This window comes from Kitasatospora sp. NPDC091207 (assembly GCF_044768625.1).
GTDB lineage: Bacteria > Actinomycetota > Actinomycetes > Streptomycetales > Streptomycetaceae > Kitasatospora.
The window spans coordinates 17,429-43,410 of the sequence record NZ_JBIVVS010000022.1 but is presented as its reverse complement, the minus strand read 5'-3'; the positions used below and the strand labels follow the sequence as shown (position 1 = coordinate 43,410).

Below are 25,982 nucleotides of genomic sequence, written 5' to 3'. Positions count from 1 at the left end.
CGATTGCGGATGGTTTCGCCGGACCGCGAACGGTTCGGCCGTGACGGACGTTGAGCAGGAAACGGAGAGGAACGGTGACACCACCATGGGTCTGATGGACAACCTCAAGGGCAAGGCCGAGGAGCTCAAGGGGAAGGCGAGCGAACTGGCCGGCAAGCACAGCGGGCAGATCGAGAATGTGGTGGACAAGGCCGGCGGCGCGATCGACAAGGCGACCAAGGGCAAGTACAGCGAGAAGATCGAGCACGGTGCCAGCAAGGCCAAGGGCGCGGTGGACGACTTCGCCCACAAGCCCGGCGAGCCCGGCACCGGCGGCGCCGGCAGGGGCCCGACCCCCTGAACCCGGCTCCGGGCGTCAGCTCCAGGAGGCGACGACGTACCCGACCCCGTACGGCGCGTCCCGGTAGCCCAGCCGCGCGGTGAGGCCGGCGCCCTCGGCGGCGCCGGCCAGCACCTGCCAGGGGGCGCGGCCCTCGGCCAGCAGCTCCCCGGCCAGCCCCTGGTCCACGGCGGCCAGCGTCGCCACGTCCGCCGAGGCCAGCGCGTCCGCGATCATCGCGTCGAAGCCCTCGGCCCGCTCGTCCAGATAGCCCGGCGCCTTCACCGAGCGGCAGGCGCTGCCGTCGCCCATCACCAGCAGCCCGACCCGGTCGGCCAGCCCGGCCAGGCCCTGGCCCAGCCCGAGCATCCGGTCGGCGGGCGCGTCGGCGGGCACCGCGCAGGCGTGCGTCGGCAGGGTCGCCCCGGCCCGCTCCAGCAGCCAGGCCCCGACGGTCAGCGCGGGGGACAGCTCCGGCCCCTCGATCCGGCCGGACGGCAGCTTCGCCACCAGGGGCACGCCGTACCGGTGGAACGAACCCGCGCCGCCCTCGGTCCACACCTCGGGCTCGGCCCCGGTACCGACCACCACGACCAGCTCCGGCGCGGCCGCGAGCAACGCGGCGAGCGCCTCGTCGCAGGCCGCGCGCAGCGGCTCCAGCTCGGCGGCCGCGCCGGCGGCGACCTCCGGGACGAGCAGCGGCGGGCAGGGGCAGACGGCGGCGGCAACCAGCATGTGGATCACTCTAACGAAGAAGGAGAGCGGTTCGGCGGCGGACGAAAGCGGCCCGGCGGGATCCGAGATCCCGCCGGGCCGCCGGGCGGGCGACGGTCAGTCGCCGCAGCAGCCGCCCGCCGCGGGGGCGGCCACCGGCGCCGGGGCGCCGACGGTCGGCAGGCCGAGCATCACGCCGGCCGGCTTGGCGGCCGGGGCCGCCTCGCGCTTCTCCCAGGCGTCGCCGGCCCGGGTGCGGCGCACCGCGAGGGTCGGGCCCTCGGCCAGCAGGTGGTGCGGGGCGGCGTAGGTGATCTCGACGGTCACCATGTCGCCCGGGCGCACCGGCTCGGTGGGCCGGGTGAAGTGCACCAGCCGGTTGTCGGGGGCGCGGCCGGAGAGCCGGTCGGTCCGGTCGTCCTTCTTGCCCTCGCCCTTGGCGACCAGGATCTCCAGGGTGCGTCCGACCTGCTTCTTGTTCTCCTCCCAGGAGATCTCCTCCTGGAGCGCGATCAGCCGGTCGTAGCGGGCCTGCACGACGGCCTTCGGCACCTGGTCCGCCATCTCGGCGGCCGGGGTGCCGGGGCGCTTGGAGTACTGGAAGGTGAAGGCGTTGGTGAAGCGGGCCTCGCGCACGGTGTGCATGGTCTGCTCGAAGTCCTCCTCGGTCTCGCCGGGGAAGCCCACGATGATGTCGGTGGAGATGGCCGCGTCCGGCATCGCCTCGCGCACCTTGCGGATGATCCCGAGGAAGCGCTCCTGCCGGTACGAGCGGCGCATCGCCTTGAGCACGGTGTCCGAGCCGGACTGCAGCGGCATGTGCAGCTGGTGCATCACGTTCGGGGTCTCGGCCATCGCGGCGATCACGTCGTCGGTGAAGTCGCGCGGGTGCGGCGAGGTGAAGCGGATCCGCTCCAGGCCCTCGATCTGCCCGGCGGCGCGCAGCAGCTTGGAGAAGGCCTCGCGGTCGCCCAGGTCGGAGCCGTAGGCGTTGACGTTCTGGCCCAGCAGGGTGACCTCGATGACGCCCTCGTCGACCAGCGCCTCGATCTCGGCGAGGACGTCACCGGGGCGACGGTCCTCCTCCTTGCCGCGCAGCGCGGGCACGATGCAGAAGGTGCAGGTGTTGTTGCAGCCGACCGAGATGGCCACCCACGCGGCGTACGCGGACTCGCGGCGGGTGGGCAGCGTGGACGGGAAGGTCTCCAGCGACTCCAGGATCTCGACCTGGGCCTTGCGCTCGACCGCGGCCCGCTCCAGCAGCGCGGGCAGGTGCCCGATGTTGTGGGTGCCGAACACCACGTCGACCCAGGGGGCCTTCCGGACGATGGTGTCGCGGTCCTTCTGGGCCAGGCAGCCGCCGACGGCGATCTGCATGCCCTGGTGGCGGCTCTTCACCGGCGCCAGCTGCCCGAGGTTGCCGTACAGCTTGTTGTCGGCGTTCTCGCGCACCGCGCAGGTGTTGAACACGACCAGGTCCGGGTCGCCGTCCTGCCCCGCCTTCACGTACCCGGCGTCCTCCAGCAGCCCGGACAGCCGCTCGGAGTCGTGGACGTTCATCTGGCAGCCGTACGTGACGACCTTGTAGCTCTTCAATCCGCTCTCACCGCTCACCCGACCAGGGTACGGGCACCCGCGAAAGGCTTTTCCCCGCCGGGGTGACCGGTCCGCGACGGCCGCCCCTCCCGTTCGCCGCCCGCGCCTGGCACTATCCCTGCATGGCCCCCTCCCCCGCTCCCCGACCCGGCACCGCCCTCCGCGCGGCCGCCCGCAGCCCGCTGTGGCGGACGCTGCTGGCCCTGGTACTGGTGCTGGCCGGGTTCGGCGGCTGGTGGCTCTCGGCGGGCCGCACGTCCGGCTACCCGCGCGGCGAGACCGGCTTCGCCACCGGGGTCCAGCGCGGGGTGTACGACCGGTACGGGCAACTGCTGGAGGCCCATGTGGCCAAGGCGATGCCGGGGGTGCGCCTGCGGCTGGACAACTCGCAGGGCTCGATCGACAACCTGGCCCGGGTCACCAGCGGCCAGGACGACTTCGCGATCGCCACCGCCGACGCCGTCGCCGAGTACTCCGGCCCCGGCAAGGACCGGCTGCGGGCCATCGCCCGGCTCTACGACGACTACCTCCAGCTGATCGTCCCGGCCTCCTCGCCGGTGCGCCGGACCGCCGACCTCAAGGGCAAGCGGGTCGGCGTCGGGCAGTCGCTGTCCGGGGTGAACCTGGTGACCCGGCGGCTGCTCTCCTCGGCCGGCCTCGACCCGGACCACGACATCACGCCCGTGATGCTGGGCGTCGGCGACGCCGCCGACCAGCTGCGGGCCGGCAAGCTGGACGCCTTCTTCTGGTCCGGCGGGCTGCCGACCAACGCGCTGACCGACCTGTCGGACCACGTCGCGATCAGGATCGTGCCGCTCGGCGACCTCGCCGAGGCCGTGCACAAGATCGAGGGCGGCGGCACCGACGCCTACCGGGCGGCCACCATGCCGAAGGGCACCTACCCCAACGCCGTGCCCAAGGACGCGGTCGCCACGGTGGCCGTGCCCAACCTGCTGATCACCCGGGAGGACGTGGACACCGACCTGGTCCAGGGCATGACCCGGGCGGTGATAGACAGCCGCGACCAGATCGGCTCCCAGGTGCACGCCGCCCAGCTGGTCGACCTGCGCACCGCCGTCTACACCGATCCGCTCCCGCTGCACGAGGGCGCGATGCGCTACTACCGCTCGGTCAAGCCCTGAGGCCGTGAAGCCCCGAGGCCTGCGGCACGGAGCCGGCCGGACCGCCTCAGAGCTTCTTCCCCGCCCGCGGCACCGCCAGCGTCACCGCGAGGCCGGTCGGCCGCACCGGGGCGAAGGTGAGCGAGCCGCCGGCGGCCAGCAGCAGCGTGCGGGCGATCGAGAGCCCGAGGCCCGAGCCGTCCACGTTCTGGTGCCGCGCACTGCGCCAGAACCGGTCCCCGGCCCGGGCCAGCTCCTCCTCCGTGAGGCCGGGCCCGGCGTCCGAGACGGTCACCGCGACCTCCTCGCGCCGCACCGCGACCAGCAGCCGCACCCGGCTGCCGGCCGGGCCGAACTTGAGCGCGTTGTCGAGCACCGCGTCCAGCGCGCTGCCGAAGCCGATCGGGTCGGCCATGCCGAGCGCGAGTGCCGGGCCCTCCCAGCCGAGCTCGATCCCGCGCTGCCGGGCCACCGGCCGCCAGGCGTCCGCCCGGGCCAGGGTGAGCGCGGCGAGGTCGGTCGGCTCCGGTTCGGGGCGGGCGTGCTCGGCGGTGGCCAGCCCCAGCAGGTCGTCCAGCACCCGGGCCAGCCGGACGCCCTCCTCCCGGACGCCGCCGAGCTCCTCGTCGTGCCCCTCGGGCAGTTCCAGGCCCAGCAGCTCGACCCGCAGCAGCAGCGCCGCCAGCGGGTTGCGCAGCTGGTGCGAGGCGTCCGCGACGAAGGCCTTCTGCTGGTCCAGGGCGAGCACCACGTGGTCGGCCATGTCGTTGAACGAGCGGGCCAGTCGCTGCAGCTCGGGCGGCCCGCCGCCGGGGGCCACCCGGGCGTTCATCCGCCCGGTGGCGATGTCATGGGTGGCCCGGTCCAGGGTCCGGACGGGGCGCAGCACCCATTCGGTGAGCCGGACGGCCAGCAGCACCGCGACGATCATCGCGGCGGCCTCTCCGGCCCCGATCACCAGCCAGCGGTGCAGGACCCGGGTGCGCATCCCGCCGGTCGGGGACTCGCTGAGCACCACCGCGACCACGTCGCCGTCGCGGACCACCGGGGTCGCGACGGTCAGGGTCCGGTCGGCGGTCCACGGCCAGACCTGCGGCGGGTTGTGGCTGCGCCGTCCGTCCAGCGCCTCCTGGAAGGCCTGCTCGCCCCAGCCCCCGGCGGGCACCCGCCAGTTCTCGGGGGCGGTGGCGATCGGCAGACCGTCGCGCTGGAAGATGCCGAGCCGCACGCCGTAGAGGCCGTGGTAGCGCGCCACCTCGGCGTCCAGCGCGTGCCGGCGGCTGAGGTCGCCGGGGGCGGGCTGCGGATCGCCCTTGACGGCCGACTCCATCCCGGAGACGCCGGAGGTGGGCAGGTCCTGGGCGAACCGGGCCGCGTCGTCGAGCCGGTCGACCACCACCCGGCTCTGCTCGGCTGCCGCGACCGCCGCGGCCAGCGGCAGCCCGAGGGCGGCCAGTACGCAGAGCATCAGGGCGAGCAGAATGCCGAGCAGGCGGGTACGCACGTGCGGTCAGTGCTCCGCGCGGGCCTGGGGAGCCTCCGCGGCGGCCGGAGCGGCGGCCGCGGCCGGCGCGGCAGCGGGATCGGCGGTCGGGCACTCGGGGATCAGCCGGTAGCCGACGCCCCGGACGGCCTCGACCAGTCCGGGCAGGGCGAGCTTGGTGCGCAGCGAGCCGATGTGCACCTCCAGGGTGCGGCCGTTGCCCTCCCAGCCGCTGCGCCAGACCTCGCTGAAGATCTGCTCGCGGCGGTAGACCACGCCGGGGCTCTGCGCGAGCAGCGCCAGCAGGTCGAACTCCTTGCGGGTGAGCGGGACGTCCCGGCCGTCCACGCTGACCCGGCGGCGCTCGCGGTCGATCCGGATGCCGCGGGAGTCCAGCGGCCCGCGCTGCTGCGGCACGACGTCGGGCGCGGGGGCCGCGACGGCGGCGGGCGCGGCACCGCGCCGGGCCACGGCGTGGATCCGGGCGAGCAGCTCGCCCATGTCGTAGGGCTTGGTGACGTAGTCGTCGGCGCCGAGGTTGAGGCCGTGGATCCGGGAGCGGATGTCGGCGCGCGCGGTCACCATGATCACGGGCACGCCGCTGCCGGCCCGGATCCGGCTGCAGACCTCGAAACCGTCGCGGTCGGGCAGGCCGAGGTCGAGCAGGACCACCCGGTACGGGTCGTTGCCGTCCGGCACCAGCGCGTCGAGCGCCTCGTGCCCGCTGCGGGCGTGCCGGACCTGGAAGCCGTGCCGGCCCAGGACCGCGACCAGCGCGGCGGCCACACGTTCGTCGTCCTCGACGAGCAGCAGTCGCATCGTTCCTCCTCCCCCCGACGTTCCCCGGGGTGTCGCGTGATGTTCACGGGCCCCACCGGGCAGGTCCCGGTTCTGCGCAGTATGGGCCAGCGCGGCGCCGGACGCCAGGGTCGGCCACGCCCCGGGACCTCCGGGGACGGCGCGCGGCGGACCGGGTGCCCGCTGTCACGGTGCCCCTGATTTCCCGGTGTGAACGGCGCTTGCGCGGCGTGTGGCCGGATCGTGATCCTCAAGTTCCGCTCAGATCGGCTGACGTGACATCGTCATGGCTCCTATGGTCACCCCACCGGGGGCCGAGGCTCCGCCGGCCGAGGCCCCCGGTTCCTACCATCACTGCCGCCCAAGGGAGTTCGTATCCCGGGCCGACACGAGGAGCAGGCGCGATGACCGAGAGCCTGATCAAGGACTCCAGCGCCGCGACCGCTCCGCTGGTGGCGCTGCGCGGAGTGAACAAGCACTTCGGCGCACTGCACGTCCTCCAGGACATCGATCTGGAGATCGCCCAGGGCGAGGTGGTGGTGCTGATCGGCCCCTCCGGCTCGGGCAAGTCCACGCTCTGCCGGACGATCAACCGGCTGGAGACCATCGACTCCGGCACGATCACCATCGACGGCCGGCCGCTGCCCGCCGAGGGCCGCGAGCTGGCCCGGCTCCGGGCCGAGGTCGGCATGGTGTTCCAGAGCTTCAACCTCTTCGCGCACAAGACCGTGCTGGAGAACGTGGTGCTCGGCCAGGTCAAGGTGCGCGGGATCGCCCGCGACCAGGCGGTGCGGACCGCCCAGGAGCTGCTGGACCGGGTGGGCGTCGGCGCGCAGGCGGCGAAGTTCCCGGCCCAGCTCTCCGGCGGCCAGCAGCAGCGCGTCGCGATCGCCCGGGCGCTGGCGATGAACCCGAAGGTGATGCTCTTCGACGAGCCCACCTCGGCGCTCGACCCGGAGATGATCAACGAGGTGCTGGAGGTCATGCGCCAACTGGCCGCCGACGGCATGACGATGGTCGTCGTCACCCACGAGATGGGCTTCGCCCGCTCCGCCGCCAACCGCGTGCTGTTCATGGCGGACGGCCGGATCGTCGAGCAGAACACCCCCGAGGCCTTCTTCACCGCGCCGCGCAGCGACCGCGCGAAGGACTTCCTCTCGAAGATCCTGCACCACTGACCGTCCCGCCCTCCCCGACTTTCCCGGGCGGACCACCGGTCGGCGACGGCGAGAACGCCGCCGCCGCTCCGGTCCGCCCGGCCACCTTCCTGCCGCCAGAGCCCGGTTGAACCGTGGCCCAGCCCCGAGGAGAAGCACCCTCATGAGGACTCGTCGCACCTTCGCCGTCGCGCTCTGTGCCATCGCGCTCACCGCCACTGCCGCCTGTGGCAAGGACGGCACGCCCGGCGACGCCGCCACCGCCGCCGGCGGCAGCAGCGCCCCCAAGCTCCCCACCTACACCGTCAAGACCGACGCGAAGGTGGACTCGGCGATCTTCACCGAGGCCAAGAAGCGCGGTCAGCTGATCATCGGCGCCAAGTCCGACCAGCCGTTCCTCGGCTTCGAGGACCTCGCCAGCGGCGACCGCAGCGGCTTCGACATCGAGATCGCCAAGATGATCGCCGCGGACCTCGGCTTCACCCCGCAGCAGATCAAGTGGCAGACCCTGGTCTCCTCGCAGCGCGAGCCCGCGATCTCCAAGGGCCAGATCGACTTCTACGTCGGCACCTACAGCATCAACGACGAGCGCAAGAAGACGGTCTCCTTCGCCGGCCCGTACTTCATCGCCGGCCAGGACTTCCTGGTGAAGGCGGACAACACCTCGATCACCGGCCCGGAGTCGGTGAACGGCAAGAACATCTGCACCGCCACCGGCTCCACCTCGATCAAGAACATCCAGCAGTACTCGCCGAAGATCACCCAGTTCGACACCTACTCGGCCTGCGTCGAGAAGCTGATGTCCGGCGAGGTCGACGCCGTCACCACCGACGACGCCATCCTCAAGGGCTACGCCTCCAAGTACACGGGCAAGCTCAAGGTGGTCGGCAAGCCGTTCACCAAGGAGAACTACGGCGTCGGCCTGAACAAGGACGACGCGGCGCTGCGCGGCGCCATCAGCGACGCCCTGAAGGCCCACCAGGACAACGGCGACTGGAAGAAGGCGTACGACGCCACCCTCGGCCTCTCCGGCGCCCCGGCCCCGCAGCCGCCGGCCCTGGAGCGGTACTGATCCCCCGGCCGACCCCTGCTGACCGACTCTGACCAACCCTGAGAGGAGGGCCGCCGGATGGGTTTCCTGTTCGAGGACGGCAACTTCGCGCTGTTCCGCGACGGCTTCCTGCAGACGATCGAGCTGAGCGCGCTCAGCGCGCTGCTCGCCCTGCTGCTGGGCACCCTGCTGGCGGCCTTCCGGGTCTCCCCCATACCGGCGCTGCGCGGCTTCGGCACCGGCTGGGTGACGATCTTCCGCAACACCCCGCTGACCGTGCTGTTCTTCGCCGTGACGTTCGGGCTCCCGCCGCTCGGCGTGCACTTCAGCCACCTCACCTTCGCGGTGCTGGCGCTCGGCAGCTACACCGCGTCGTTCGTCTGCGAGGTGCTGCGCTCGGGCATCAACACCGTCCCGCTCGGCCAGGCCGAGGCCGCCCGCAGCCTGGGCATGACCTTCGGCCAGACCCTCACCTCGATCGTCCTGCCGCAGGCGGCCAGGACGGTGCTGGCGCCGATGAGCAGCGTCTTCATCGCCCTGCCGAGGAACTCGGCGATCGCCGGCGCCTTCAGCGTCAGCGAGCTGTACAGCGTCCAGCAGGGTTTCTCCGAGGACGGCTACTCGATCTTCGCGATCTTCTTCTGGGTGGCCTGCGCCTATCTGGTGATCAGCGCCGTCGTCGCCCTGCTGTTCCGCTTCCTGGAAGACCGACTGGCGGTGGCCCGATGAGAGAGCGAAGCGAACGAATCATGGACAGCCGCGCGCTGGCGCAGGCCACCACCGAGCGAAGCGAGGCGGGCGCATGAACTCCCTCTTCACCCGCTCCTCCACGGCCAGCGTCCTCTACGACGCCCCCGGCCCGCGCGCCCGCGCACGCTACCGGCTGTTCGGCGTGCTGTCGCTGCTCGCGATCGCCGGCCTGCTCTGGTACGCGATCGCCAGCCTGGCCTCCAACGGCCAGTTCGACGCCGAGCTCTGGGACGCCTTCCAGTACACCAACATCCAGCAGCGGATCGTCGACGGGCTGCTGGCCACCCTGGAGGCCTTCGGGCTGGCCGCGGTCTTCTCGCTGGGCCTCGGCGCCCTGCTGGCGGCCGGGCAGCTCTCCGACCACAAGCCGGTGCGCTGGGCGGCCGTCTCCTTCGTCCAGTTCTTCCGGGCGATGCCGCTGCTCATCCTGATCGTCGCGCTCTACTACGCCTTCTTCGCCAAGAACCCGATGTGGGCCCTGGTGCTCGGGCTCACCCTCTACAACGGGTCCGTGCAGGCGGAGATCATCCGCAGCGGCGTCAACGCCGTACCGCGCGGACAGGGTGAGGCCGCGTTCGCGCTCGGCCTGCGCAAGACCCAGGTGATGACCACCATCCTGGTGCCGCAGGCGGTCCGTTCGATGCTGCCCTCGATGATCGGCCAGCTGGTCGTCACCCTCAAGGACACCTCGCTGGGCTTCATCATCACCTACCATGAGCTGCTGTTCGTCGGTAAGGCGATCGCCAGTCAGCCGATCAACGCCGCGGGCTTCCCCTACATCCCGGTGGTCCTGGTGATCGGGCCCATCTACATCGTGTTGTGCCTGCTGCTCACCGCGCTCGCCCGGTGGATCGAGGCACGCGGCCGCCGCGGCGCGAACCGGCGCACATCAGCTGCTGCTTGACGGACACGCAGGCGAACTGTTGCATTGCTCTTCGTGACACCATCCGGGACCATCCTCGCGGCATATGACGCCCCCTCGTCGGCCTGCCCGGCCCCGGAGGTCTGCGGCTCCACCCGGCAGGCCGGCCGCGGCCCGGAGGGCCCGGCATGGACCCGGTGATCGTGGTCGGGGCCGGACCGGTCGGTCTGGCCCTGGCCCTCGCCCTCGCCCGGCACGAGGTGCCGACCGTCGTCCTGGACGAGGGCTCCGGGCTCTGCCCCGAGGGCCCGCGCAGCGTCGTCCTCGGCGCCGACACCGCCGCCTTCCTGACCCGGATCGGCTACCCCCGGGCCGTCTCGGACGCCGCCCGGTGGGAGGCCTTCACCATCTGGCGCCGCCGCCAGGAGGTGCTGCGGATCGACCTGGCCGACGCCCCCGTCCTCCACCTGCCCCAGCACCGCCTCCAGCGCGGCCTGCGCGACGCCCTGACCGGCACCCCGCTGGTGCGACTCGTCCCGCTGAACCGCGTCACCGAACTCACCCAGGACCGCGACGGCGTCAGCGTCCGCACCCGCAACCCGCAGGACGGCACCGAGACCTGGTGGCGCGGCAGCCACCTGGTCGGCTGCGACGGCGCCCGCTCCGCCGTCCGGAAACTGCTGAAGATCCGCTTCCCCGGGCGGCCGGCCGTGGACCGCAACGCCATCGCCACCGTCCGGGTCGACCTCCCCTTCACCGAGGCCCGGCTGCACCGCGAGCCGCCGTGGCGCGGCGACCGCGAGGCCTCCGCCCGCCCGCTGCCGGACGGCGTCTGGCGCCTCGACTGGCGGCTGCCCCCCGGCCGGCCGGCCCCCACCGAGCAGGTCGACCCGCACGCCACCTGGCCCGGCATCGTCACCGGCGACACCCTGCTCACCCGGGTCACCTCGGCCCTCACGGGCTGGTGCGGCGAACTCCCCCGGTACGAGCTGCTCGCCGCCGCCGACCACACCGCCCAGCAGCGCCTCGCCGCCCGCTTCCGCAGCGGCCGCTGCTTCCTCGCCGGCGACGCCGCCCACCTGCACGGCGCCCTCGGCATGCAGAACCTCGCCGACGGCCTGCGGGACGCCGACAACCTCGCCTGGCGGCTCGCCCTCGCCTGGCACCTTCACACCGGCGGCCCCCAGCCCGGCGGCTCGCTGCTCGACGGGTACGAGGCCGAGCGGCGCGGCGCGGTCGGCGCCCGGCTGCGCGCCGTCGACCAGGCCATGCCGCTGCTGCGCCCGCTGCGCGGGTGGCAGGCCACCCGGCGCTCACTGCTCTCCGGCTCGTTCCGCAAGCACGCCCCGCTGCTCGCCGACGGCCAGCTCGGCACCGGCCGCTTCGGCGGGGCTCCCGCCTATCCGGCGGCCCCCAGCGGCGTCCCCGGGCGGGTCCCGGTGCAGCGCGGCCAGCGCGGCGCCACCTCGCTCAGCGAACTGCTGCCCGCCACCGCGCCCGGCGTGCTCGTCCCGGACCTCCCGGTCCTCACCACCGACGGCACCCCGGACCGGTTGCACGCCCGGCTCGGCGCCGCCTTCCTGCTGGTGCTGGTCGCCCCCGGTACCACCGTCTGGTCCGCCGAACACTGGCTCGGCGCCGGCCTGATGCCGCGGCTGGCCGAGGTCGCCGCCGCCCTGCCGGTGCCGGCCGAGGTGCTGGTCGCCGAGGAGTACCCGGGGGCCGGGCCGCACACCGTGCTGCTGATCCGGCCGGACGGCCACCTGGTCGGGGTCACCCAGGGCGCCGCGGCCGAGGACCTCCAGGCGCTGGCCGACCGCGCCCGGGGCGGGCCGCCGCCGCTGACCGGCACCGCCGAGCCCGACCCCGAACCCGGTACTCCCGATCCCGGCCCTGGTCCCGGCGCCGCTCCCGCTCCCGGCGCAGCCACCCGGCCGGCCACCGGGACCGCGCCCAGGCCGGTCTCCGGCGCGACCGCGCACCCGGCGGACTCGCCTAGCGGGCCACCTCGGTGACCCGGCTCTCCCGCACCACCGTGACCCGGATCTGGCCCGGATAGGTCAGCTCCTCCGCCACCTGCTTGGCGACCTCGCGGGCGATCACCTGCGCCCCGAGGTCGTCCACCACCTCCGGCCGCACCATCACCCGCACCTCCCGGCCGGCCTGCATCGCGTACACCTTGGCCACCCCGTCGTGCGCCCGGGCGATCTCCTCCAGCCGCTCCAGCCGGCGGACGTAGACCTCCAGCGACTCCTTGCGCGCCCCCGGACGGCCGCCCGAACAGGCGTCGGCCGCCTGGGTCAGCACCGCCTCGACCGTCCTCGGCTCCACCTCGCCGTGGTGCGCCGCGATCGCGTGCACGACCTCGGCCGACTCGCCGTGACGGCGGGCGAAGTCCGCCCCGATCGCCGCGTGACTCCCCTCGACCTCGTGCGTCATCGCCTTGCCGATGTCGTGCAGCAGGGCCGAACGGCGCACCGGCTCCGGGTCCACCCCGAGCTCGGCGGCCATCATCCCGGCCAGATGGGCCGACTCCACCAGGTGTCCGAGCACGTTCTGCCCGTACGAGGCCCGGTAGCGCAAGGTGCCCAGGGTGCGCACCAGCTCGGGATGCATCCCACCGACCCTGGCCGACAGCAGCGCGTCCTCACCCGCCCGGACGCAGCGCCGCTCGACCTCCGCCCGGCTGCGCTCGTGGACGTCCTCGATCCGCACCGGGTGGATCCGGCCGTCCTCGACCAAGTGCTCCAGCGTGAGCCGGGCGGTCTCCCGGCGGACCGGGTCGAAGCAGGACAGCTGCACCGAGGCCGGTGTGTCGTCGATGATCAGATTGACGCCGGTGACCGCCTCGAAGGTACGGATGTTGCGGCCCTCCCGGCCGATGATCCGCCCCTTCATCTCCTCGTTCGGCAGCCGGAAGACCGACACCGCCGTCTCGGCGGTCTGCTCGCTCGCCAGGCGCTGGATCGCCCCGGCGACGATCTCCCGGGCCCGCTGTTCGCCCTCCTCCTTGGCCGCCCGCTCGATCTCCCGGACGACGACGGCCGACTCCCGCCGTGCCTCGGCCTCGGCCTCCCGGACGAGTTGGGCACGGGCCTCGGAGGCCGAGAGTCCCGCGGCCCGCTCCAGCTCCGCCGCCCGGCGCCGCACCAGCTCGTCCACCTCGACCCGGGACCGCGCCAACGCGGTCGACCGGTCGTCGAGTTCACCCTCGCGGGCCCGGAGGCGGCGCAGCTCCTCGGTCAACCGCTCCTCACGCCGGTCGAGTTCGGCCCGCATCCGGGCGGACTGCTCCTCGGCCCGGCGCCGGGCCCGCTCGGTCTCGGCCGCGGCCCGCCGCTGCGCGCTCCGCAGGCGCCCGGCCGTCAGCCAGGCCACCGCCACGACGACGACCAACACCACCGCCGACAGCAGGGGGACGACCGGTCCGGCGCTCAGCGCGATCCTCATCCTGCCCACTCCCCGTCCTGCGCGGCACGCGGCGCGCGGCCCGGGACCAACCGCGGCCGGGCCCGGGCATGCCTGCCCGAGGCGGGCCGGGGAGTGATCGACGCGCTCCCGCACTGAGTGCGAGGCTAAGCGCAGGTTACGAAACGGTCAAGACTGGCCTGGCAGTTGGCCAACACCCACACCGGAGGGCCGTCATTCCCACCCGGAAGCGGATCCTCCGTCCACGTCCTCTCCATCCGGACCGGCGTCGACCGCTTCCGCGTCCAAGGCCTCCCGGACCACCCGGAAGGCCAGCCCCTCGGAGTAGCCGCGCCGGGCCAGCACGCCGACCAACCGGCGCGTCCGGGCCTGCCGCTCCACTCCCCTGGTCGCCCGCAGCTTGCGTTCGACCAGGGCCCGGGCCGCCTCGGTCTCGTCGTCGTAGTCCAGCTGCGCGACGGCCTGCTCGACCAGCTCGCCGGCCACTCCCTTGGTCCGCAACTCCTGGGCCAGCGCCCGCCGGGAGAGGCCGCGCACGGCGTGCCGGGATTCCACCCAGGCCAGCGCGAAGGCCGCGTCGTCGATCAGCCCGACCTCCTCCAAGCGGGTCAGCACCCCGTCGGCGACCTCGTCGGGGATCTCCCGCCTGCGCAACGCGTCGGCCAGCTGCTTGCGGGTCTTGGCGGCGCCGGTGAGCAGCCGCAGGCAGATGTCCCGCGCCCGGGCCTCCGGGTCGAGCGGCTCCTCGGCCTTCGCCGCCCGGGCGCCCGTGCGCCCTTCGTCCTCGGCGCGCTCCCGCGCACGCGTCCGGGTGTGCCGAGCGCCCGCGCCCCGGCCGGTGCGCCGGCCGTCCGCGAGCGGGTCGGCCCCGTCGGGTGATACCGCCGGCCCGGCCGACCCGGCCGCACCCGCCCGGTCGGCCAAGGAGGCTGGGGCGGCCACACCCCCGTGACCGGCCGCCCCTCCCCCGGCCGGGTGGCCGGAGGTCGCCTCGTCCACCAGCGCCGAACGCCGTCGGCGCCGCCCCGTGGGCAACTCGGAGGCGGGCACCAGGTCGAGCCCGCCGTCGCCCGGTAGGTCCGGACCGCCCGCGCTGCCGGAACCTCCGCCGGAGCGACCAGGCATCCGGCGCCGCTTAGAACCCGGCTCCGGCACAGGCTCCGGCTCCGCCACTGCGGCGAACCAGTCCGGCGGGCCGTAGTCGTCGTCAGCCGGGCCCGCCGGGCCGCCGCCCACCACCCTGTCGCGCTGCGTCAACGGTTCAGGCCTTGGCGGCCGCCGCCGTCTTCTTCGCCGCGGCCGCCTTGGTGGCGGTCGCGGTGATCGGCTTGACCCCGCCCTCCGCAGCGGCGGCGGCGTCGGCGGCCGGAGCCTCGCCCTCGGCCGGCTCAGCCGTCTTCGGGCCGATGCCGAGCTTGGTCTTGATCTTCAGCTCGATCTCGTCGGCGAGCTGCGGGTTGTCCCGCAGGAAGTTACGGGCGTTCTCCTTGCCCTGGCCGAGCTGGTCGCCCTCGTAGGTGTACCAGGCGCCCGACTTGCGGATGAACCCGTGCTCGACACCCATGTCGATCAGGCCGCCCTCGCGGCTGATGCCCACGCCGTAGAGGATGTCGAACTCGGCCTGCTTGAACGGCGCGGCCACCTTGTTCTTGACGACCTTCACACGGGTGCGGTTACCGACCGCCTCGGTGCCGTCCTTCAGGGTCTCGATCCGGCGGATGTCGAGCCGGACGGAGGCGTAGAACTTCAGCGCGCGGCCACCGGTCGTGGTCTCCGGCGAGCCGAACATCACGCCGATCTTCTCGCGGAGCTGGTTGATGAACACCGCGGTGGTGTTCGACTGGTTCAGCGCACCGGCGATCTTGCGCAGCGCCTGGCTCATCAGACGGGCCTGCAGACCGACGTGCGAGTCGCCCATCTCGCCCTCGATCTCCGCGCGCGGGACGAGCGCCGCGACGGAGTCGATGATGATCAGGTCGACCGCGCCGGAGCGGATCAGCATGTCGGTGATCTCCAGCGCCTGCTCACCGGTGTCCGGCTGGCTGACCAGCAGGGCATCGGTGTCCACGCCGAGCTTCTTCGCGTACTCGGGGTCGAGCGCGTGCTCCGCGTCGACGAACGCGACGGTTCCGCCGGCCCGCTGCGCGTTGGCCGCCAGGTGCAGAGTCAGCGTGGTCTTGCCCGAGGACTCGGGGCCGTAGATCTCGACCACCCGGCCGCGCGGGATGCCACCGACGCCGAGGGCGACGTCCAGGGCGGTGGATCCGGTGGGGATCACCTCGATCGGCTCGTTGGCCTTCTCGCCCAGGCGCATCACCGAGCCCTTGCCGAACTGCCGCTCGATCTGGGCGAGTGCGTTCTCAAGGGCCTTCTCGCGGTCCGTACCTGCCATGACTTCCACCCTCGGGTTCTGTGCTGTGCGCTTCATCGTCCTCGACGCTAGCGCGTCCCACTGACAATCGGCCCCGACCGGGCTCGGCCTGTGGAGAACTCTTGGCCGGAGAGTACAAAGAACATCTGTTCGATTCAAGCCCCGCACCTTCGCACAGCCCGGCCGGCACCGTCCGGCCGGCCCGGCGACGGCCGTCCGGGCTACCGCTCGCCGCCCCCGCCGCCCCCGCCCCGCCCCTGGTCGCGACGCCGGCCCTGCTCCCGGTCCCGGTCCGCGCCGCCGCCCTGGCCGGAACCCGCGCCGACCATCCGCCGCAGCCGGCGCGCCGCCTCCCGGCGCAGCTCCCGCCGGGCCCGCCGCTGGGCGCCCCGGTCGATCCGCGGGTCGGTGGCCACCTCGTACCGGCGCACGTAGGTGCCGACGAAGCCCTGCAGAGTGGCGGCCGCCGGGATCGCGATCAGCGCGCCGACCGCGCCGAGCAGCGCCGCGCCCGCGATCACCGAGCCGAAGGCCACCGCCGGGTGCACGTCCACCGTCCTCGCGGTGATCCGCGGGTGCAGCAGGTAGTTCTCGATCTGCTGGTAGACGACCACGAAGACCAGGACCCACAGCGCGTCCACCGGCTCCACGGTGAGCGCGACCAGCACCGGCAGCGCGCCGGCCAGATACGTCCCGATGGTGGGCACGAACTGCGACATGACGCCGACCCAGACCGCCAGCGCCGCCGCGTACGGCAGGTCCAGCAGCGCGAACATCACCCAGTGCGCGAGCGCGGAGGCGACGGCGAGCAGCGCCCGCGAGTAGAGGTAGCCGCCGGTCTTGGCCAGCGCGATCTCCCAGGCCCGCAGCACCTCGCCCTGCTTGGCGGGCGGCAGCAGCGAGCAGACGGTGCGCCGCACCCGGGGGCCGTCCGCGGTGAAGTAGAAGGTGAACAGGCCGACCGTGAAGGCCTGGAAGAGGCCGCCGATCAGGGTCGAGGAGACTCCCCAGACGTTGTCGGCCGCCTGCTGGGCGTAGTTCTCGATCGCCCCGGAGTCCTTGAGCAGTTTCTTCTGCAGCTCGTCCAGCGAGAGGTCCTGATGGAAGGTCCGGTTGATCCAGTTGATCAGGTTGTCGAGCAGGTGCGGCAGGTCCCCCGCGATCTTCGCCACCTGGTCGACCAGCAGGGTGCCGAGCGCGGCGAGGAATCCGGCCACCGCGACCGCCACCGCCACGAACACCAGGAAGGTGCCGACGCCCCGGCGCACCCCGCGCGCCGCCATCCGGTCGACGGCCGGCTCCAGCGCGAGCGAGAGGAAGAAGGAGACCAGCAGCATCACGAAGAGGTCGATGAGCTGGTGGAAGGCCCAGTCGGCGAGCTGGAACAGCCCGACCATGACCAGCGCCAGCACCATCGCCCGGGGCAGCCAGCGCGGCATGCCCGCCCCCCAGGGCCCGTCGGCCGGGGCCGGGGCGGCGTCGGCGGCGGGCGTCCGGTCGGATGCGTTCCGGTGTTCGGGCCGCGAGCCCGCGGCCTCGTCGGCGGCCTGCGCCGACCTGTCCGAATTCTGCGGTTCTGCGCTGCTTGTCACCCGGACAGTCTGTCCCATGCCCGACGCCCCCCTGAGCACCGGGCACCGCTTCAGCGGAGCAGCGCGGACACGCCCTGGCTCTCGCAGACCACCCGCCAGACGTCCTTGGCCTCCCAGCCCGCGTCCAGTGCCTGCCGCACCGTCCGCCCGCCCAGCTCGCTCATCACGTGATCGGTGGCGAAGGACTCCGCGTACGCCTCTCCGAAGTGCGCGTGCATCCGTCGCCAGAATTCGGTCAGCCTCATGCCCCTCAGTATCCCGGACCGGCCCCGGAGGGGCTCCGGGACTCCCGGCCGGCCGCCCCCGGCGCGTACCCGGCCGCCTCCAGGGCGTACTCGACCTCCCCGAGCTCGGTGCCGGGGATCGGCTCCGGGTGGTCCTCGTGAAAAGTCCGGACGTAGCGGAGGCCGGCCTTCTCCATCACCCGCCGGGACCCGTCGTTGGCCGCCATCGTGTACGCCACCACGCGGCGCACACCGAGCTCGGTGAAGCCCCGGTGGATCAGTGCCCGCGCGCCCTCGGTGGCGTAGCCGTGCCCCCAGGCCGGCCGGCGCAGCCGGTAGCCGAGCTCGACCTCGCCGCCGTCCGGCCGGTCCGTCGGGCGGAACTCGAACCAGCCCAGGAAGTCCCCGCCGGCCCGGTCCTCGGCGGCCCACCAGCCGAGACCGCGGTACCGCTGGTAGTGGTCGAAGTAGAGCGGCAGCAACTCGCGCTCGACCACCTCGCGCGGGGTGGCCCGGCCGCCGGTGAGGTAGCGCATCACCTCGGGATCGCCGTCCAGCTCCACCAGGCGGTCGACGTCGGCGGTGGTGAAGCGGCGCAGTACCAGGCGCTCGGTGGTGAGGTGGACGGTCATCCCCCGATCCTCGCCCGCCACGCGCCGCGCGTCACCGGGTTTTCCGGCGTCCCGGCACCCGCCGACCCGGCGCGGACCGCTCAGCGCGGCAGCGTCAGCGTCCCCGCGCCGTAGTACTGGCGGTCGCCGCAGGCGTACGGGCCGGGCGGGCAGGCGGCGGCCGCGGTGGTGGCCAGCAGTGCGGCGAGCCGGTCCGAGCCCCAGTCCGGGTGGATCGCGGCGGCCACCGCGACCGCGCCGGTGACGTGCGCCGCGGCCATCGAGGTGCCGGCCAGCGCGGCGTACTGGCCGTCGGGCCAGTCGGAGACGACCGCGCCCTGGGGGCCGCCGTCCGGGTCCCCGCCGGGCGCGGCCAGCGAGACCTTTCCGCGCCCGTAGTTGGTGTAGGCGGAGGGGTGGCCGTCCCGGTTGACGGCGGTCACCGTGACCACGCCGGGCAGTTCGCCGGGCAGCCGGACGCACTCGGTGCCGACGTAGCGGGTCCGGGCCGGACCGGAGGCGCGGTCGTTGGGGCTGCGGTCGTCGGTGCGGGCGGCCCCGAGGTCCTGCCCGTCGTTGCCGGCCGAGGCCACCACCACCGCGCCCTTGCGCCGGGCGTAGTCGACGGCCCGGGTGACGGCGGCGGTCAGGGCCGCCTGGTCGGCGTCCTCGGGGCAGTTGTACTTCCACGGGTCGGCGAAGTAGCTGTTGTTGATCGCCTTGGCGCCGTGGTCGGCCGCCCAGAGCATGCCGCAGACGATGTTCTCCGCGTAGTACTGCCCCAGCGGGCCGAGCAGCCGGACGGCGGCGATCCGGGCCCCCGGGGCGACCCCGCTGACGCCGTGGCCGTCCCGGGCGGCGCCGACGATCCCGGCGACGTGCGTTCCGTGGCCGCTCTCGCCGACCCCGGGGTCGGGCCGCCAGGCGCCGGTCCGGGCGTCCGGGCGGCCGTCCGCGCAGGAGGCGGAGCTCTTCGGGTCGACGGCGGCGCGCAGGTCCGGATGGGTGTCGTCGACGCCCGAGTCGAGCACCGCGACCAGCACCCGGCGCAACGCGTCGGCGGAGGGCGCGCCCGGGGCCGCGGCGGGGCCGCGGAGCAGGTTGGCCGTGGTGTCGCCGGACGGGCCGCCGCCCGCGCCGAGCATCGCGAGGTTCCAGGCGTCGCGCTCGCCCGGGTCGGCCACGGTGGCGGTGGCGTCGTCCGCGCCGTCGGCGCCCGCCCGGTCACCGCCGGCCCCCGCGCCGAAGTTCCCGGCGCCGTCCAGCGGGCGGGGCGGGCTCGGTACCGGGGTGGTCCTGGTGGCGCCCACCGCGGCCACCCCGGGCCGGGCCCGGACCTTGTCCGCGAAACCGCCGGCCGCGTACGCCAGCACGGCGCCGATCTGCGGGTACTCCTGGACGACCGCGCCGCCGGCGGCGCGCGCCTCGGCCCCGGCGCGGGCGGCGCCGGCCGCGTCCTCCTGCTCGGCCAGCACCAGGTAGCTGAGGTACGCCCGGCCCGGCCCGGCCACGTACGGGACGGCGCCGCCGACCACCAGCGCGGTGAGCAGCATCGCGAGCAGGGCCCGGACCGGACCGCGGGCACGGTGCGCGGGGACCTGCGCGGGACCGCTGCCGGCCGGGTGCGCCTGCGCCATCGCACGGTCTCCGCTCGTCGGTCCCGGTGGCCGCGGGAGGTCCGGCGATCACCGGGGGTCCGGGGCCACGGGAGGATCTGGTGTCTGAATTATCACCATATGAGCGGATTATCCTTTCTGCCTTTCCAGCGGGCCGGGCGGCGCTCCTCCCGCCCGGCCCGCACCCCCGGCCCCCGCCCGCGCGCGCCGGACCGGCACCACCCACCCGCCCGTTGTCAGTGCCACCCGGCACCATGGGGGCATGGCGCCGCAGACCCAGCCCCAGCCGCCCGCCGACCCCCTGGCCGGATTCGCCCCGGCCACCCGGGCCTGGTTCACGGGCGCCTTCCGCGCGCCCACCACCGCCCAGGCCGAGGCCTGGCACGCCATCGCGCGGGGGACGGACGTCCTGGTGGTGGCCCCCACCGGCTCCGGCAAGACGCTCGCCGCCTTCCTCTCCGCGCTGGACCACCTCAGCAGCACCCCGCCCCCCGCGGAGCCGAAGCGCCGTTGCCGGGTCCTCTACATCTCGCCGCTCAAGGCCCTCGCGGTCGACGTCGAGCGGAACCTCCGCGCCCCGCTGGCCGGCCTGCGCCAGGCCGCCGTCCGGCTCGGCCTGCCCGAGCCCGAGGTGCAGGTCGGCATCCGCTCCGGCGACACCACCGCCACCGACCGGCGCCGCTTCACCACCCACCCGCCGGACATCCTGATCACCACCCCCGAGTCGCTCTTCCTGCTGCTCACCTCCGCCGCCCGGGAGTCGCTGCGCGGGATCGACACGGTGATCCTGGACGAAGTGCACGCCGTGGCCGGCACCAAACGCGGCGCGCACCTCGCGCTGTCCCTGGAGCGGCTGGACGAGCTGCTGGAGCGCCCGGCCCGCCGGATCGGCCTGTCCGCCACCGTCCGGCCGGTCGAGGAGGTGGCCCGCTACCTCAGCCCGCGGCGCGGCGCCACCGTCGTGCAGCCCGCCACCGACAAGCGGTTCGACCTCACGGTGGTCGTCCCGGTGCCCGACCTGGACGACCTGCCGCCCGCCCCCGCCACCGGCGGCGCGGACACCGACCGCCCGACCGGCGGCGCCTCGATCTGGCCGCACGTCGAGGAGCGGATCGTCGACCTCGTCCAGGCCCACCGCTCGACGATCGTCTTCGCCAACTCCCGCCGGCTCGCCGAGCGCCTCTGCAACCGGCTGAACGAGATCGCCTACGAGCGCGCCGCCGGTGAACCCCTACCCGAGGCGCACTCACCCGCCCAGCTGATGGCCGAGTCCGGCGTCGCCAAGGGCGCCCCGCCGGTCATCGCCCGGGCCCACCACGGCTCGGTCTCCAAGGAGCAGCGCGCCCTGGTCGAGGAAGAGCTGAAGGCCGGCCGGCTGCCCGCCGTGGTGGCCACCTCCAGTCTGGAGCTCGGCATCGACATGGGCGCCGTCGAGCTGGTCGTCCAGGTCGAGTCACCGCCCTCGGTCGCCTCCGGCCTCCAGCGGGTCGGCCGGGCCGGACACCAGGTCGGCGCCGTCTCCACCGGTGTCTTCTTCCCCAAGTACCGGGGGGACCTGGTGCAGTCCGCCGTGGTCACCGAGCGGATGCGGGCCGGCCGGATCGAGGCGCTGCGCATCCCGCGCAACCCGCTGGACGTGCTCGCCCAGCAGCTCGTCGCCATGACGGCGCTGGACACCTGGCCGGTGGACGACCTGCTCGCCCTGGTCCGCCGGGCCGCGCCGTTCGCCACCCTGCCGCAGTCCGCCTTCGACGCCGTCCTCGACATGCTGGCCGGCCGCTACCCCTCGGACGCCTTCGCCGAGCTCCGCCCCCGCCTGGTCTGGGACCGGGTGGCCGGCACCGTCACCGGCCGCCCCGGCGCCCAGCGGCTCGCCGTCACCTCGGGCGGCACGATCCCCGACCGGGGCCTGTTCGGCGTCTTCATCGCCGGCTCCGAGGCGGCCGGCACCAAGGCCGACCGGAAGGGTGGTGGCGGGCGGCAACAAGAGGGGCAGCGCGACGCGCTTCCCAAGAAGGGTGGTGGCGGGCGCCGGGTGGGAGAGCTGGACGAGGAGATGGTCTACGAGTCCCGCGTCGGAGACGTCTTCACCCTCGGCACCACCTCCTGGCGGATCGAGGAGATCACCCACGACAAGGTGCTGGTCACCCCCGCGCCCGGGGTCCCCGGCCGGCTCCCGTTCTGGAAGGGCGACACCCTCGGCCGCCCGCTCGAACTCGGCCGCGCGCTCGGCGCGTTCACCCGCGAACTCGGCGCCCTGGAGCCCGCGGCCGCCACCGCCCGGCTCCGGCGGGCCGGCCTGGACGACTGGGCCGCCGGGAACCTGCTCGACTACCTCGCGGAGCAGCGCGCCGCCTGCGGCCACCTCCCGGACGACCGCACCATCGTGGTCGAGCGCTTCCGCGACGAGCTCGGCGACTGGCGGATCGTCATCCACTCCCCCTTCGGTGCCCAGGTGCACGCGCCCTGGGCCCTCGCGATCGGCGCCCGGCTGCGGGAGAAGCACGGCCTGGATCCGCAGGTCATGCACGCCGACGACGGCATCGTGCTCCGCCTGCCCGACGCCGACCTGCTCGACTTCCCGCCGGAGCAGGCCGCACCGGACGACGCCCCGGTCGGCGCCGACGCCGCGCTGTTCGACTCCGGCGAGATCGAACAGCTCGTCACCGACCAGGTCGGCGGCTCCGCCCTGTTCGCCTCCCGGTTCCGCGAGTGCGCCGGCCGCGCCCTGCTGCTCCCGCGGCGCAGCCCCGGCAGGCGGACCCCGCTCTGGCAGCAACGCCAGCGCTCCGCGCAGCTCCTGGAGGTCGCCGCCGAGTACGGCTCGTTCCCGATCGTCCTGGAAGCCGTCCGGGAGTGCCTCCAGGACGTCTTCGACGTCCCCGGCCTGGTCGAGCTGATGCGCGATCTGGAGTCCCGGGCCGTCCGCCTGGTCGAGGTCACCACGCCCGAGCCCTCCCCGTTCGCCCGTTCGCTGCTCTTCGGCTACGTCGCCCAGTTCCTCTACGAAGGCGATTCCCCGCTCGCCGAGCGCCGGGCCGCCGCCCTCGCGCTCGACTCCCGGCTGCTCTCCGAGCTCCTCGGCCAGGCCGAGTTGCGCGAGCTGCTCGACCCGCGGGTCCTCGCCGAGCTGGAGGCGGAGCTCCAGCGCCTCACTCCCGAGCGCCGGATCAAGGACGCCGAGGGCGTCGCCGACGCCCTGCGGCTGCTCGGTCCGCTCACCGAGGCCGAACTGACCGCCCGCGGCGCCGAACCGCTCTGGGCCCTGGAGCTCGAAGCCGCCCGCCGGGTGATCGCGGTCCGGATCGCCGGTGAGCAGTGCTGGGCCGCCGTCGAGGACGCCGGCCGGCTGCGCGACGCGCTGGGCACCCCGCTGCCGGTCGGCGTCCCCGAGGCCTTCACCGAGCCGGTCAAGGACCCTCTGGGCGATCTCCTCGCCCGGTACGCCCGCACCCACGGCCCGTTCACCGCCGTCGAGGCCGCCGCCCGCTTCGGCCTGGGCAGCGCGGTGGTCGCCGGCACCCTCCAGCGGCACACCGCCGCCGGCCGCCTGGTCCAGGGCGAGTTCCGGCCGCCCGACGCCCGTCACCCGGCCTCCGAAGCACCGCGCGGCGCCGCCGCCGACGGTCACCTCGCCGCCGTCGAGTGGTGCGACGCCGAGGTGCTGCGCCGGCTGCGCCGCCGCTCGCTGGCCGCCCTGCGCCAGGAGGTCGAGGCCGTCCCGCCGCGCGCGCTGGCCGCCTTCCTCCCGCAGTGGCAGCACCTGGCGGGCCACCGGCTGCGCGGCCCCGACGGCCTGCTCCGCGTGGTCGAGCAGCTCCAGGGGACGGCCCTGCCCGCCTCCGCCCTGGAGAAGCTGATCCTCCCGGCCCGGCTCGCGGACTACTCCCCCGGCCTGCTGGACGAGCTGATGGCAGCCGGCGAGATCGGCTGGGCCGGCGCCGGCGCCCTGCCCGGCAAGGACGGCTGGATCGGCCTGCACCTCGCCGAGAACGCGCACCTGCTGCGCCCGGAGCCCGTCCCCCCCGCCGTCACGCCCGTGCACACCGCGCTGTTGGAGTCACTGGCCGGCGGCTACGGGCTCTTCTTCCGCCAACTCGTCGCCCAGCTCCCCGACACCCCCGAGGCCGAGCTCGTCGAGGCCCTCTGGGACTTGGTCTGGGCCGGGTACGTCAGCAACGACACGCTCGCCCCGCTGCGCGCCCTGCTCGGCTCCGGCCGGACGGCCGGCGCCACCGCCCACCGGGCCCCCCGGGCCACCCCGCGCGGGCGCTACGGCGGGGCGGGCCGCGCCTTCGGCCGGTCCGGCGGCGCCCTGCGCGGCGGGCCGCCGACGGTGGCCGGCCGCTGGTCGCTGCTGCCCGCCTTCGACGCCGACCCGACGGTCCGGGCCACCGCCCGGGCGCAGAACCTGCTGGACCGGCACGGCCTGCTCACCCGGGGCGCGGTGGCGGCCGAACGGGTCCCGGGCGGCTTCGCCGGGGTGTACCGGGTGCTCGCCGCGATGGAGGAGCGCGGCCGGGCCCGCCGGGGGTACTTCGTGGAGGGTCTGGGCGGCGCCCAGTTCGCCATGGACGGCGCCGCGGACCGGCTGCGGTCCGTCAACGGGCGGCTGGAGCGGGCCCGGGCCGCCGAGTGGCCGGCCGGGCCGGCGGCCGAGCCGCCGCAGGTGCTGGTGCTGGCCGCCGCCGACCCGGCGAACGCCTACGGCGCGGCACTGCCCTGGCCCGAGCCGCCGGGCGCCCCGGAGGCCGACGCGGGCGAGGGAGCCGACGCGGCCAAGGGGGCCGACGCGGCCAAGGGGGCCGAGGCGGCCAAGACGTCCAAGGGGACCAGGGAGGCCAGGGCGCACCGGCCCGGGCGCAAGGCCGGCTCGCTGGTGGTCCTGGTCGACGGCGAGCTGAGCCTCTACATCGAACGGGGCGGCAAGTCCCTGCTGGCCTGGCCCGAGGACGAGGCCACCCTCGCCGCGGCGACGGCCGCGCTGGCCTCGGCGATCCGCGCGGGGGCCCTCGGCGCCGTCACCGTCGAACGGGCCAACGGCCTGCCCGCACTCGGCTCCGCACTCGGCGACGCCCTGGAGGAGGCCGGCTTCCACGCCACCCCGCGGGGCCTGCGGCTGCGGCCCTGACCCGGGCCCGGCGACGACCTTCGACCGGGCCCGACGGCCACCCACCGCCGGACACGGCGAAGGCCGCGAGCCGGGAGTCCCGTCTCGCGGCCTTCGCACCGCATCACTCGTGTCACCCGATCGGAGGCTCCGCCTCCACCCGGGCCGTCGCCTCACCCGTCCGGCGGCGGACCGGCCCGGTGGACCACCGGTCGGCGTGGACCGGGATCAGGCCGAGCCCCCACCCGCCGGCCGCGAGCAGCCCCAGCGCGACCCCGTCGGCGGGCTGCCCCCGGAGTACCAGCCAGCCGGCGAGACCGCCCGCCAGGAGCGGCAGAAGCCGACGCACGGGCCGGGGCACCAGCCGTGCCGACCGTATTCGGGCCTCGGTGAACGCCGTTGCTGCTTTCCGCACGACCGGCCTCCTTCGCTCGCCCCGGGCACCAGGCGCCCGGGCGTCGAGGCCGGGTCAGGCGGCGACCACGTCCATCGCGGCGGCCTTGGGCGAGAGGTTCGCCCGGTCGGCGCCGGGGGCGGGCAGCGGTACCGGTTCGAGCACCGGCCTCAGCAGTTCACCTTCGGAGAGGCTGGACATCGCCGCAAGTTCGGCGAGCGACAGTTCGTCACTGACCTCGCGCATGACCTCGGACATCCGGACGTCGAGGGCGTCGCAGATCGCGGAGAGCAGCTCCGAGGAGGCCTCCTTCTGTCCCCGCTCGACCTCGGAGAGGTAACCGAGCGAAACCCTGGCTGCTGCCGACACCTCGCGAAGTGTGCGGCCCTGGCGCTGGCGCTGCCGACGCAGTACATCGCCCAGTAGGCGACGGAGCAGGATCATCGGTGCCTCCCTCCTCGGACTGCGGATCGAGATGTCACGCCCCCACCGTACCGCCTTGCCCGCTTCGCGTGCGGGGACCATGGTCGTGTTCACTCTGGGCTGCAAGGCTGTCCCCTCCCCTGTTTCCGTGCCGTACCAGGGCCCGCGGGCGCCTCGTCGCACCCTCCGTGCGGCACCCGGCCACCGTCACGCCACTCGTTCGCCACCTGGTTTCTGCCCAACCAGGACCCTCGATCTAACACGATCCTCCAGCCACCTCATCCCCGTACGCGAGTTCGGCAGATCTCGGTTCGGTGGAGATCTGTCCGGACGAGCCCGCTCGGACACCGGGACGACGCCG

At 74.4% G+C, this 25,982-nt stretch carries 21 protein-coding genes; 8 read left to right on the top strand and 13 right to left on the bottom strand.

All coding sequences use genetic code 11. The annotated features are described in order from the left end of the window. The first annotated feature begins 40 nt into the window (after positions 1–40). Positions 41–340, top strand: coding sequence for an antitoxin (locus ACIQTO_RS29210; protein ID WP_402394101.1), 300 nt, complete (start codon positions 41–43; stop codon positions 338–340). A gap of 15 nt (positions 341–355) precedes the next feature. On the opposite strand, the gene ACIQTO_RS29205 is transcribed toward ACIQTO_RS29210, so the two are convergent. Both ACIQTO_RS29205 and miaB read right to left on the bottom strand, forming a co-directional pair. After that, positions 356–1,054 (bottom strand): class III extradiol dioxygenase subunit B-like domain-containing protein, encoded by a 699-nt coding sequence (locus ACIQTO_RS29205; RefSeq protein ID WP_402394099.1) that lies wholly within the window; start codon positions 1,052–1,054, stop codon positions 356–358. A 96-nt stretch (positions 1,055–1,150) separates the two neighbouring features. Further along, entirely contained in the window at positions 1,151–2,647 is a 1,497-nt protein-coding gene (miaB, locus tag ACIQTO_RS29200) for a tRNA (N6-isopentenyl adenosine(37)-C2)-methylthiotransferase MiaB (protein WP_402394097.1), read from the bottom strand. A 104-nt stretch (positions 2,648–2,751) separates the two neighbouring features. Here miaB and ACIQTO_RS29195 point away from each other — a divergent pair, with 104 nt between their 5' ends. Then, positions 2,752–3,771, top strand: a complete 1,020-nt coding sequence (locus ACIQTO_RS29195; RefSeq protein ID WP_402394095.1) for a TAXI family TRAP transporter solute-binding subunit — start codon at positions 2,752–2,754, stop codon at positions 3,769–3,771. Between the two features lie 46 nt (positions 3,772–3,817). On the opposite strand, the gene ACIQTO_RS29190 is transcribed toward ACIQTO_RS29195, so the two are convergent. Together ACIQTO_RS29190 and ACIQTO_RS29185 are read right to left on the bottom strand one after the other, a co-directional pair. Continuing rightward, positions 3,818–5,254, bottom strand: a complete 1,437-nt coding sequence (locus ACIQTO_RS29190; RefSeq protein ID WP_402394092.1) for a sensor histidine kinase — start codon at positions 5,252–5,254, stop codon at positions 3,818–3,820. A gap of 6 nt (positions 5,255–5,260) precedes the next feature. Next, positions 5,261–6,052, bottom strand: a complete 792-nt coding sequence (locus tag ACIQTO_RS29185; RefSeq protein ID WP_402394089.1) for a response regulator transcription factor — start codon at positions 6,050–6,052, stop codon at positions 5,261–5,263. 383 nt (positions 6,053–6,435) lie between these two features. On the opposite strand from ACIQTO_RS29185, the gene ACIQTO_RS29180 reads away from it, so the two are divergent. The 5 genes from ACIQTO_RS29180 to ACIQTO_RS29160 all read left to right on the top strand — a co-directional run bounded on the left by ACIQTO_RS29180 (position 6,436) and on the right by ACIQTO_RS29160 (position 11,866). Further along, positions 6,436–7,209, top strand: a complete 774-nt coding sequence (locus ACIQTO_RS29180; protein ID WP_402394086.1) for an amino acid ABC transporter ATP-binding protein — start codon at positions 6,436–6,438, stop codon at positions 7,207–7,209. 142 nt (positions 7,210–7,351) lie between these two features. Then, the gene (locus ACIQTO_RS29175) at positions 7,352–8,260 is read left to right on the top strand and encodes a glutamate ABC transporter substrate-binding protein (RefSeq protein WP_402394083.1); all 909 of its coding nucleotides are present in this window, start codon (positions 7,352–7,354) and stop codon (positions 8,258–8,260) included. A 57-nt stretch (positions 8,261–8,317) separates the two neighbouring features. After that, positions 8,318–8,968: an amino acid ABC transporter permease gene (locus ACIQTO_RS29170; protein ID WP_402394081.1), complete on the top strand. Its 651-nt coding sequence runs from the start codon at positions 8,318–8,320 to the stop codon at positions 8,966–8,968. Positions 8,969–9,041: 73 nt separating this feature from the next. Further along, on the top strand, positions 9,042–9,893 hold the full coding sequence (locus ACIQTO_RS29165; protein WP_402394078.1) for an amino acid ABC transporter permease: 852 nt from the start codon (positions 9,042–9,044) through the stop codon (positions 9,891–9,893). 146 nt (positions 9,894–10,039) lie between these two features. Further along, complete coding sequence (locus tag ACIQTO_RS29160) at positions 10,040–11,866, top strand: FAD-dependent monooxygenase (protein WP_402394075.1); 1,827 nt, start codon at positions 10,040–10,042, stop codon at positions 11,864–11,866. On the opposite strand, the gene rny is transcribed toward ACIQTO_RS29160, so the two are convergent. The 7 genes from rny to ACIQTO_RS29125 all read right to left on the bottom strand — a co-directional run bounded on the left by rny (position 11,847) and on the right by ACIQTO_RS29125 (position 19,715). Further along, a complete protein-coding gene (rny, locus tag ACIQTO_RS29155; RefSeq protein WP_402394072.1) occupies positions 11,847–13,301 on the bottom strand; it encodes a ribonuclease Y in 1,455 nt (484 codons plus the stop codon). The genes ACIQTO_RS29160 and rny overlap by 20 nt on opposite strands. A gap of 192 nt (positions 13,302–13,493) precedes the next feature. Further along, positions 13,494–14,405, bottom strand: coding sequence for a recombination regulator RecX (recX, locus tag ACIQTO_RS29150; RefSeq protein WP_402394069.1), 912 nt, complete (start codon positions 14,403–14,405; stop codon positions 13,494–13,496). 136 nt (positions 14,406–14,541) lie between these two features. Continuing rightward, positions 14,542–15,672 (bottom strand): recombinase RecA, encoded by a 1,131-nt coding sequence (gene recA, locus ACIQTO_RS29145; protein WP_402394066.1) that lies wholly within the window; start codon positions 15,670–15,672, stop codon positions 14,542–14,544. A 200-nt stretch (positions 15,673–15,872) separates the two neighbouring features. Next, on the bottom strand, positions 15,873–17,261 hold the full coding sequence (locus ACIQTO_RS29140) for an AI-2E family transporter (protein WP_402394063.1): 1,389 nt from the start codon (positions 17,259–17,261) through the stop codon (positions 15,873–15,875). 32 nt (positions 17,262–17,293) lie between these two features. Continuing rightward, positions 17,294–17,488, bottom strand: a complete 195-nt coding sequence (locus ACIQTO_RS29135; protein ID WP_380578816.1) for a DUF3046 domain-containing protein — start codon at positions 17,486–17,488, stop codon at positions 17,294–17,296. 5 nt (positions 17,489–17,493) lie between these two features. Beyond that, on the bottom strand, positions 17,494–18,099 hold the full coding sequence (locus ACIQTO_RS29130; RefSeq protein ID WP_402394059.1) for a GNAT family N-acetyltransferase: 606 nt from the start codon (positions 18,097–18,099) through the stop codon (positions 17,494–17,496). Positions 18,100–18,179: 80 nt separating this feature from the next. Continuing rightward, entirely contained in the window at positions 18,180–19,715 is a 1,536-nt protein-coding gene (locus ACIQTO_RS29125) for a S8 family serine peptidase (protein WP_402394056.1), read from the bottom strand. Positions 19,716–19,956: 241 nt separating this feature from the next. Here ACIQTO_RS29125 and ACIQTO_RS29120 point away from each other — a divergent pair, with 241 nt between their 5' ends. After that, positions 19,957–24,825: a DEAD/DEAH box helicase gene (locus ACIQTO_RS29120; RefSeq protein WP_402394053.1), complete on the top strand. Its 4,869-nt coding sequence runs from the start codon at positions 19,957–19,959 to the stop codon at positions 24,823–24,825. Between the two features lie 112 nt (positions 24,826–24,937). On the opposite strand, the gene ACIQTO_RS29115 is transcribed toward ACIQTO_RS29120, so the two are convergent. Further along, the gene (locus ACIQTO_RS29115) at positions 24,938–25,219 is read right to left on the bottom strand and encodes a hypothetical protein (RefSeq protein ID WP_402394050.1); all 282 of its coding nucleotides are present in this window, start codon (positions 25,217–25,219) and stop codon (positions 24,938–24,940) included. Between the two features lie 54 nt (positions 25,220–25,273). Next, positions 25,274–25,642: a helix-turn-helix domain-containing protein gene (locus ACIQTO_RS29110; protein WP_402394047.1), complete on the bottom strand. Its 369-nt coding sequence runs from the start codon at positions 25,640–25,642 to the stop codon at positions 25,274–25,276. Positions 25,643–25,982: the final 340 nt, after the last annotated feature.

Bases quoted from the DNA above. Each gene is read 5' to 3' on its own strand.
- ACIQTO_RS29205 (WP_402394099.1), bottom strand. From the start codon at position 1,054: ATGCTGGTTGCCGCCGCCGTCTGCCCCTGCCCGCCGCTGCTCGTCCCG.
- ACIQTO_RS29195 (WP_402394095.1), top strand. From the start codon at position 2,752: ATGGCCCCCTCCCCCGCTCCCCGACCCGGCACCGCCCTCCGCGCGGCC.
- ACIQTO_RS29185 (WP_402394089.1), bottom strand. From the start codon at position 6,052: ATGCGACTGCTGCTCGTCGAGGACGACGAACGTGTGGCCGCCGCGCTG.
- ACIQTO_RS29180 (WP_402394086.1), top strand. From the start codon at position 6,436: ATGACCGAGAGCCTGATCAAGGACTCCAGCGCCGCGACCGCTCCGCTG.
- ACIQTO_RS29175 (WP_402394083.1), top strand. From the start codon at position 7,352: ATGAGGACTCGTCGCACCTTCGCCGTCGCGCTCTGTGCCATCGCGCTC.
- ACIQTO_RS29170 (WP_402394081.1), top strand. From the start codon at position 8,318: ATGGGTTTCCTGTTCGAGGACGGCAACTTCGCGCTGTTCCGCGACGGC.
- ACIQTO_RS29165 (WP_402394078.1), top strand. From the start codon at position 9,042: ATGAACTCCCTCTTCACCCGCTCCTCCACGGCCAGCGTCCTCTACGAC.
- ACIQTO_RS29160 (WP_402394075.1), top strand. From the start codon at position 10,040: ATGGACCCGGTGATCGTGGTCGGGGCCGGACCGGTCGGTCTGGCCCTG.
- rny (WP_402394072.1), bottom strand. From the start codon at position 13,301: ATGAGGATCGCGCTGAGCGCCGGACCGGTCGTCCCCCTGCTGTCGGCG.
- recX (WP_402394069.1), bottom strand. From the start codon at position 14,405: ATGCCTGGTCGCTCCGGCGGAGGTTCCGGCAGCGCGGGCGGTCCGGAC.
- recA (WP_402394066.1), bottom strand. From the start codon at position 15,672: ATGGCAGGTACGGACCGCGAGAAGGCCCTTGAGAACGCACTCGCCCAG.
- ACIQTO_RS29140 (WP_402394063.1), bottom strand. From the start codon at position 17,261: ATGGGACAGACTGTCCGGGTGACAAGCAGCGCAGAACCGCAGAATTCG.
- ACIQTO_RS29135 (WP_380578816.1), bottom strand. From the start codon at position 17,488: ATGAGGCTGACCGAATTCTGGCGACGGATGCACGCGCACTTCGGAGAG.
- ACIQTO_RS29130 (WP_402394059.1), bottom strand. From the start codon at position 18,099: ATGACCGTCCACCTCACCACCGAGCGCCTGGTACTGCGCCGCTTCACC.
- ACIQTO_RS29125 (WP_402394056.1), bottom strand. From the start codon at position 19,715: ATGGCGCAGGCGCACCCGGCCGGCAGCGGTCCCGCGCAGGTCCCCGCG.
- ACIQTO_RS29120 (WP_402394053.1), top strand. From the start codon at position 19,957: ATGGCGCCGCAGACCCAGCCCCAGCCGCCCGCCGACCCCCTGGCCGGA.
- ACIQTO_RS29110 (WP_402394047.1), bottom strand. From the start codon at position 25,642: ATGATCCTGCTCCGTCGCCTACTGGGCGATGTACTGCGTCGGCAGCGC.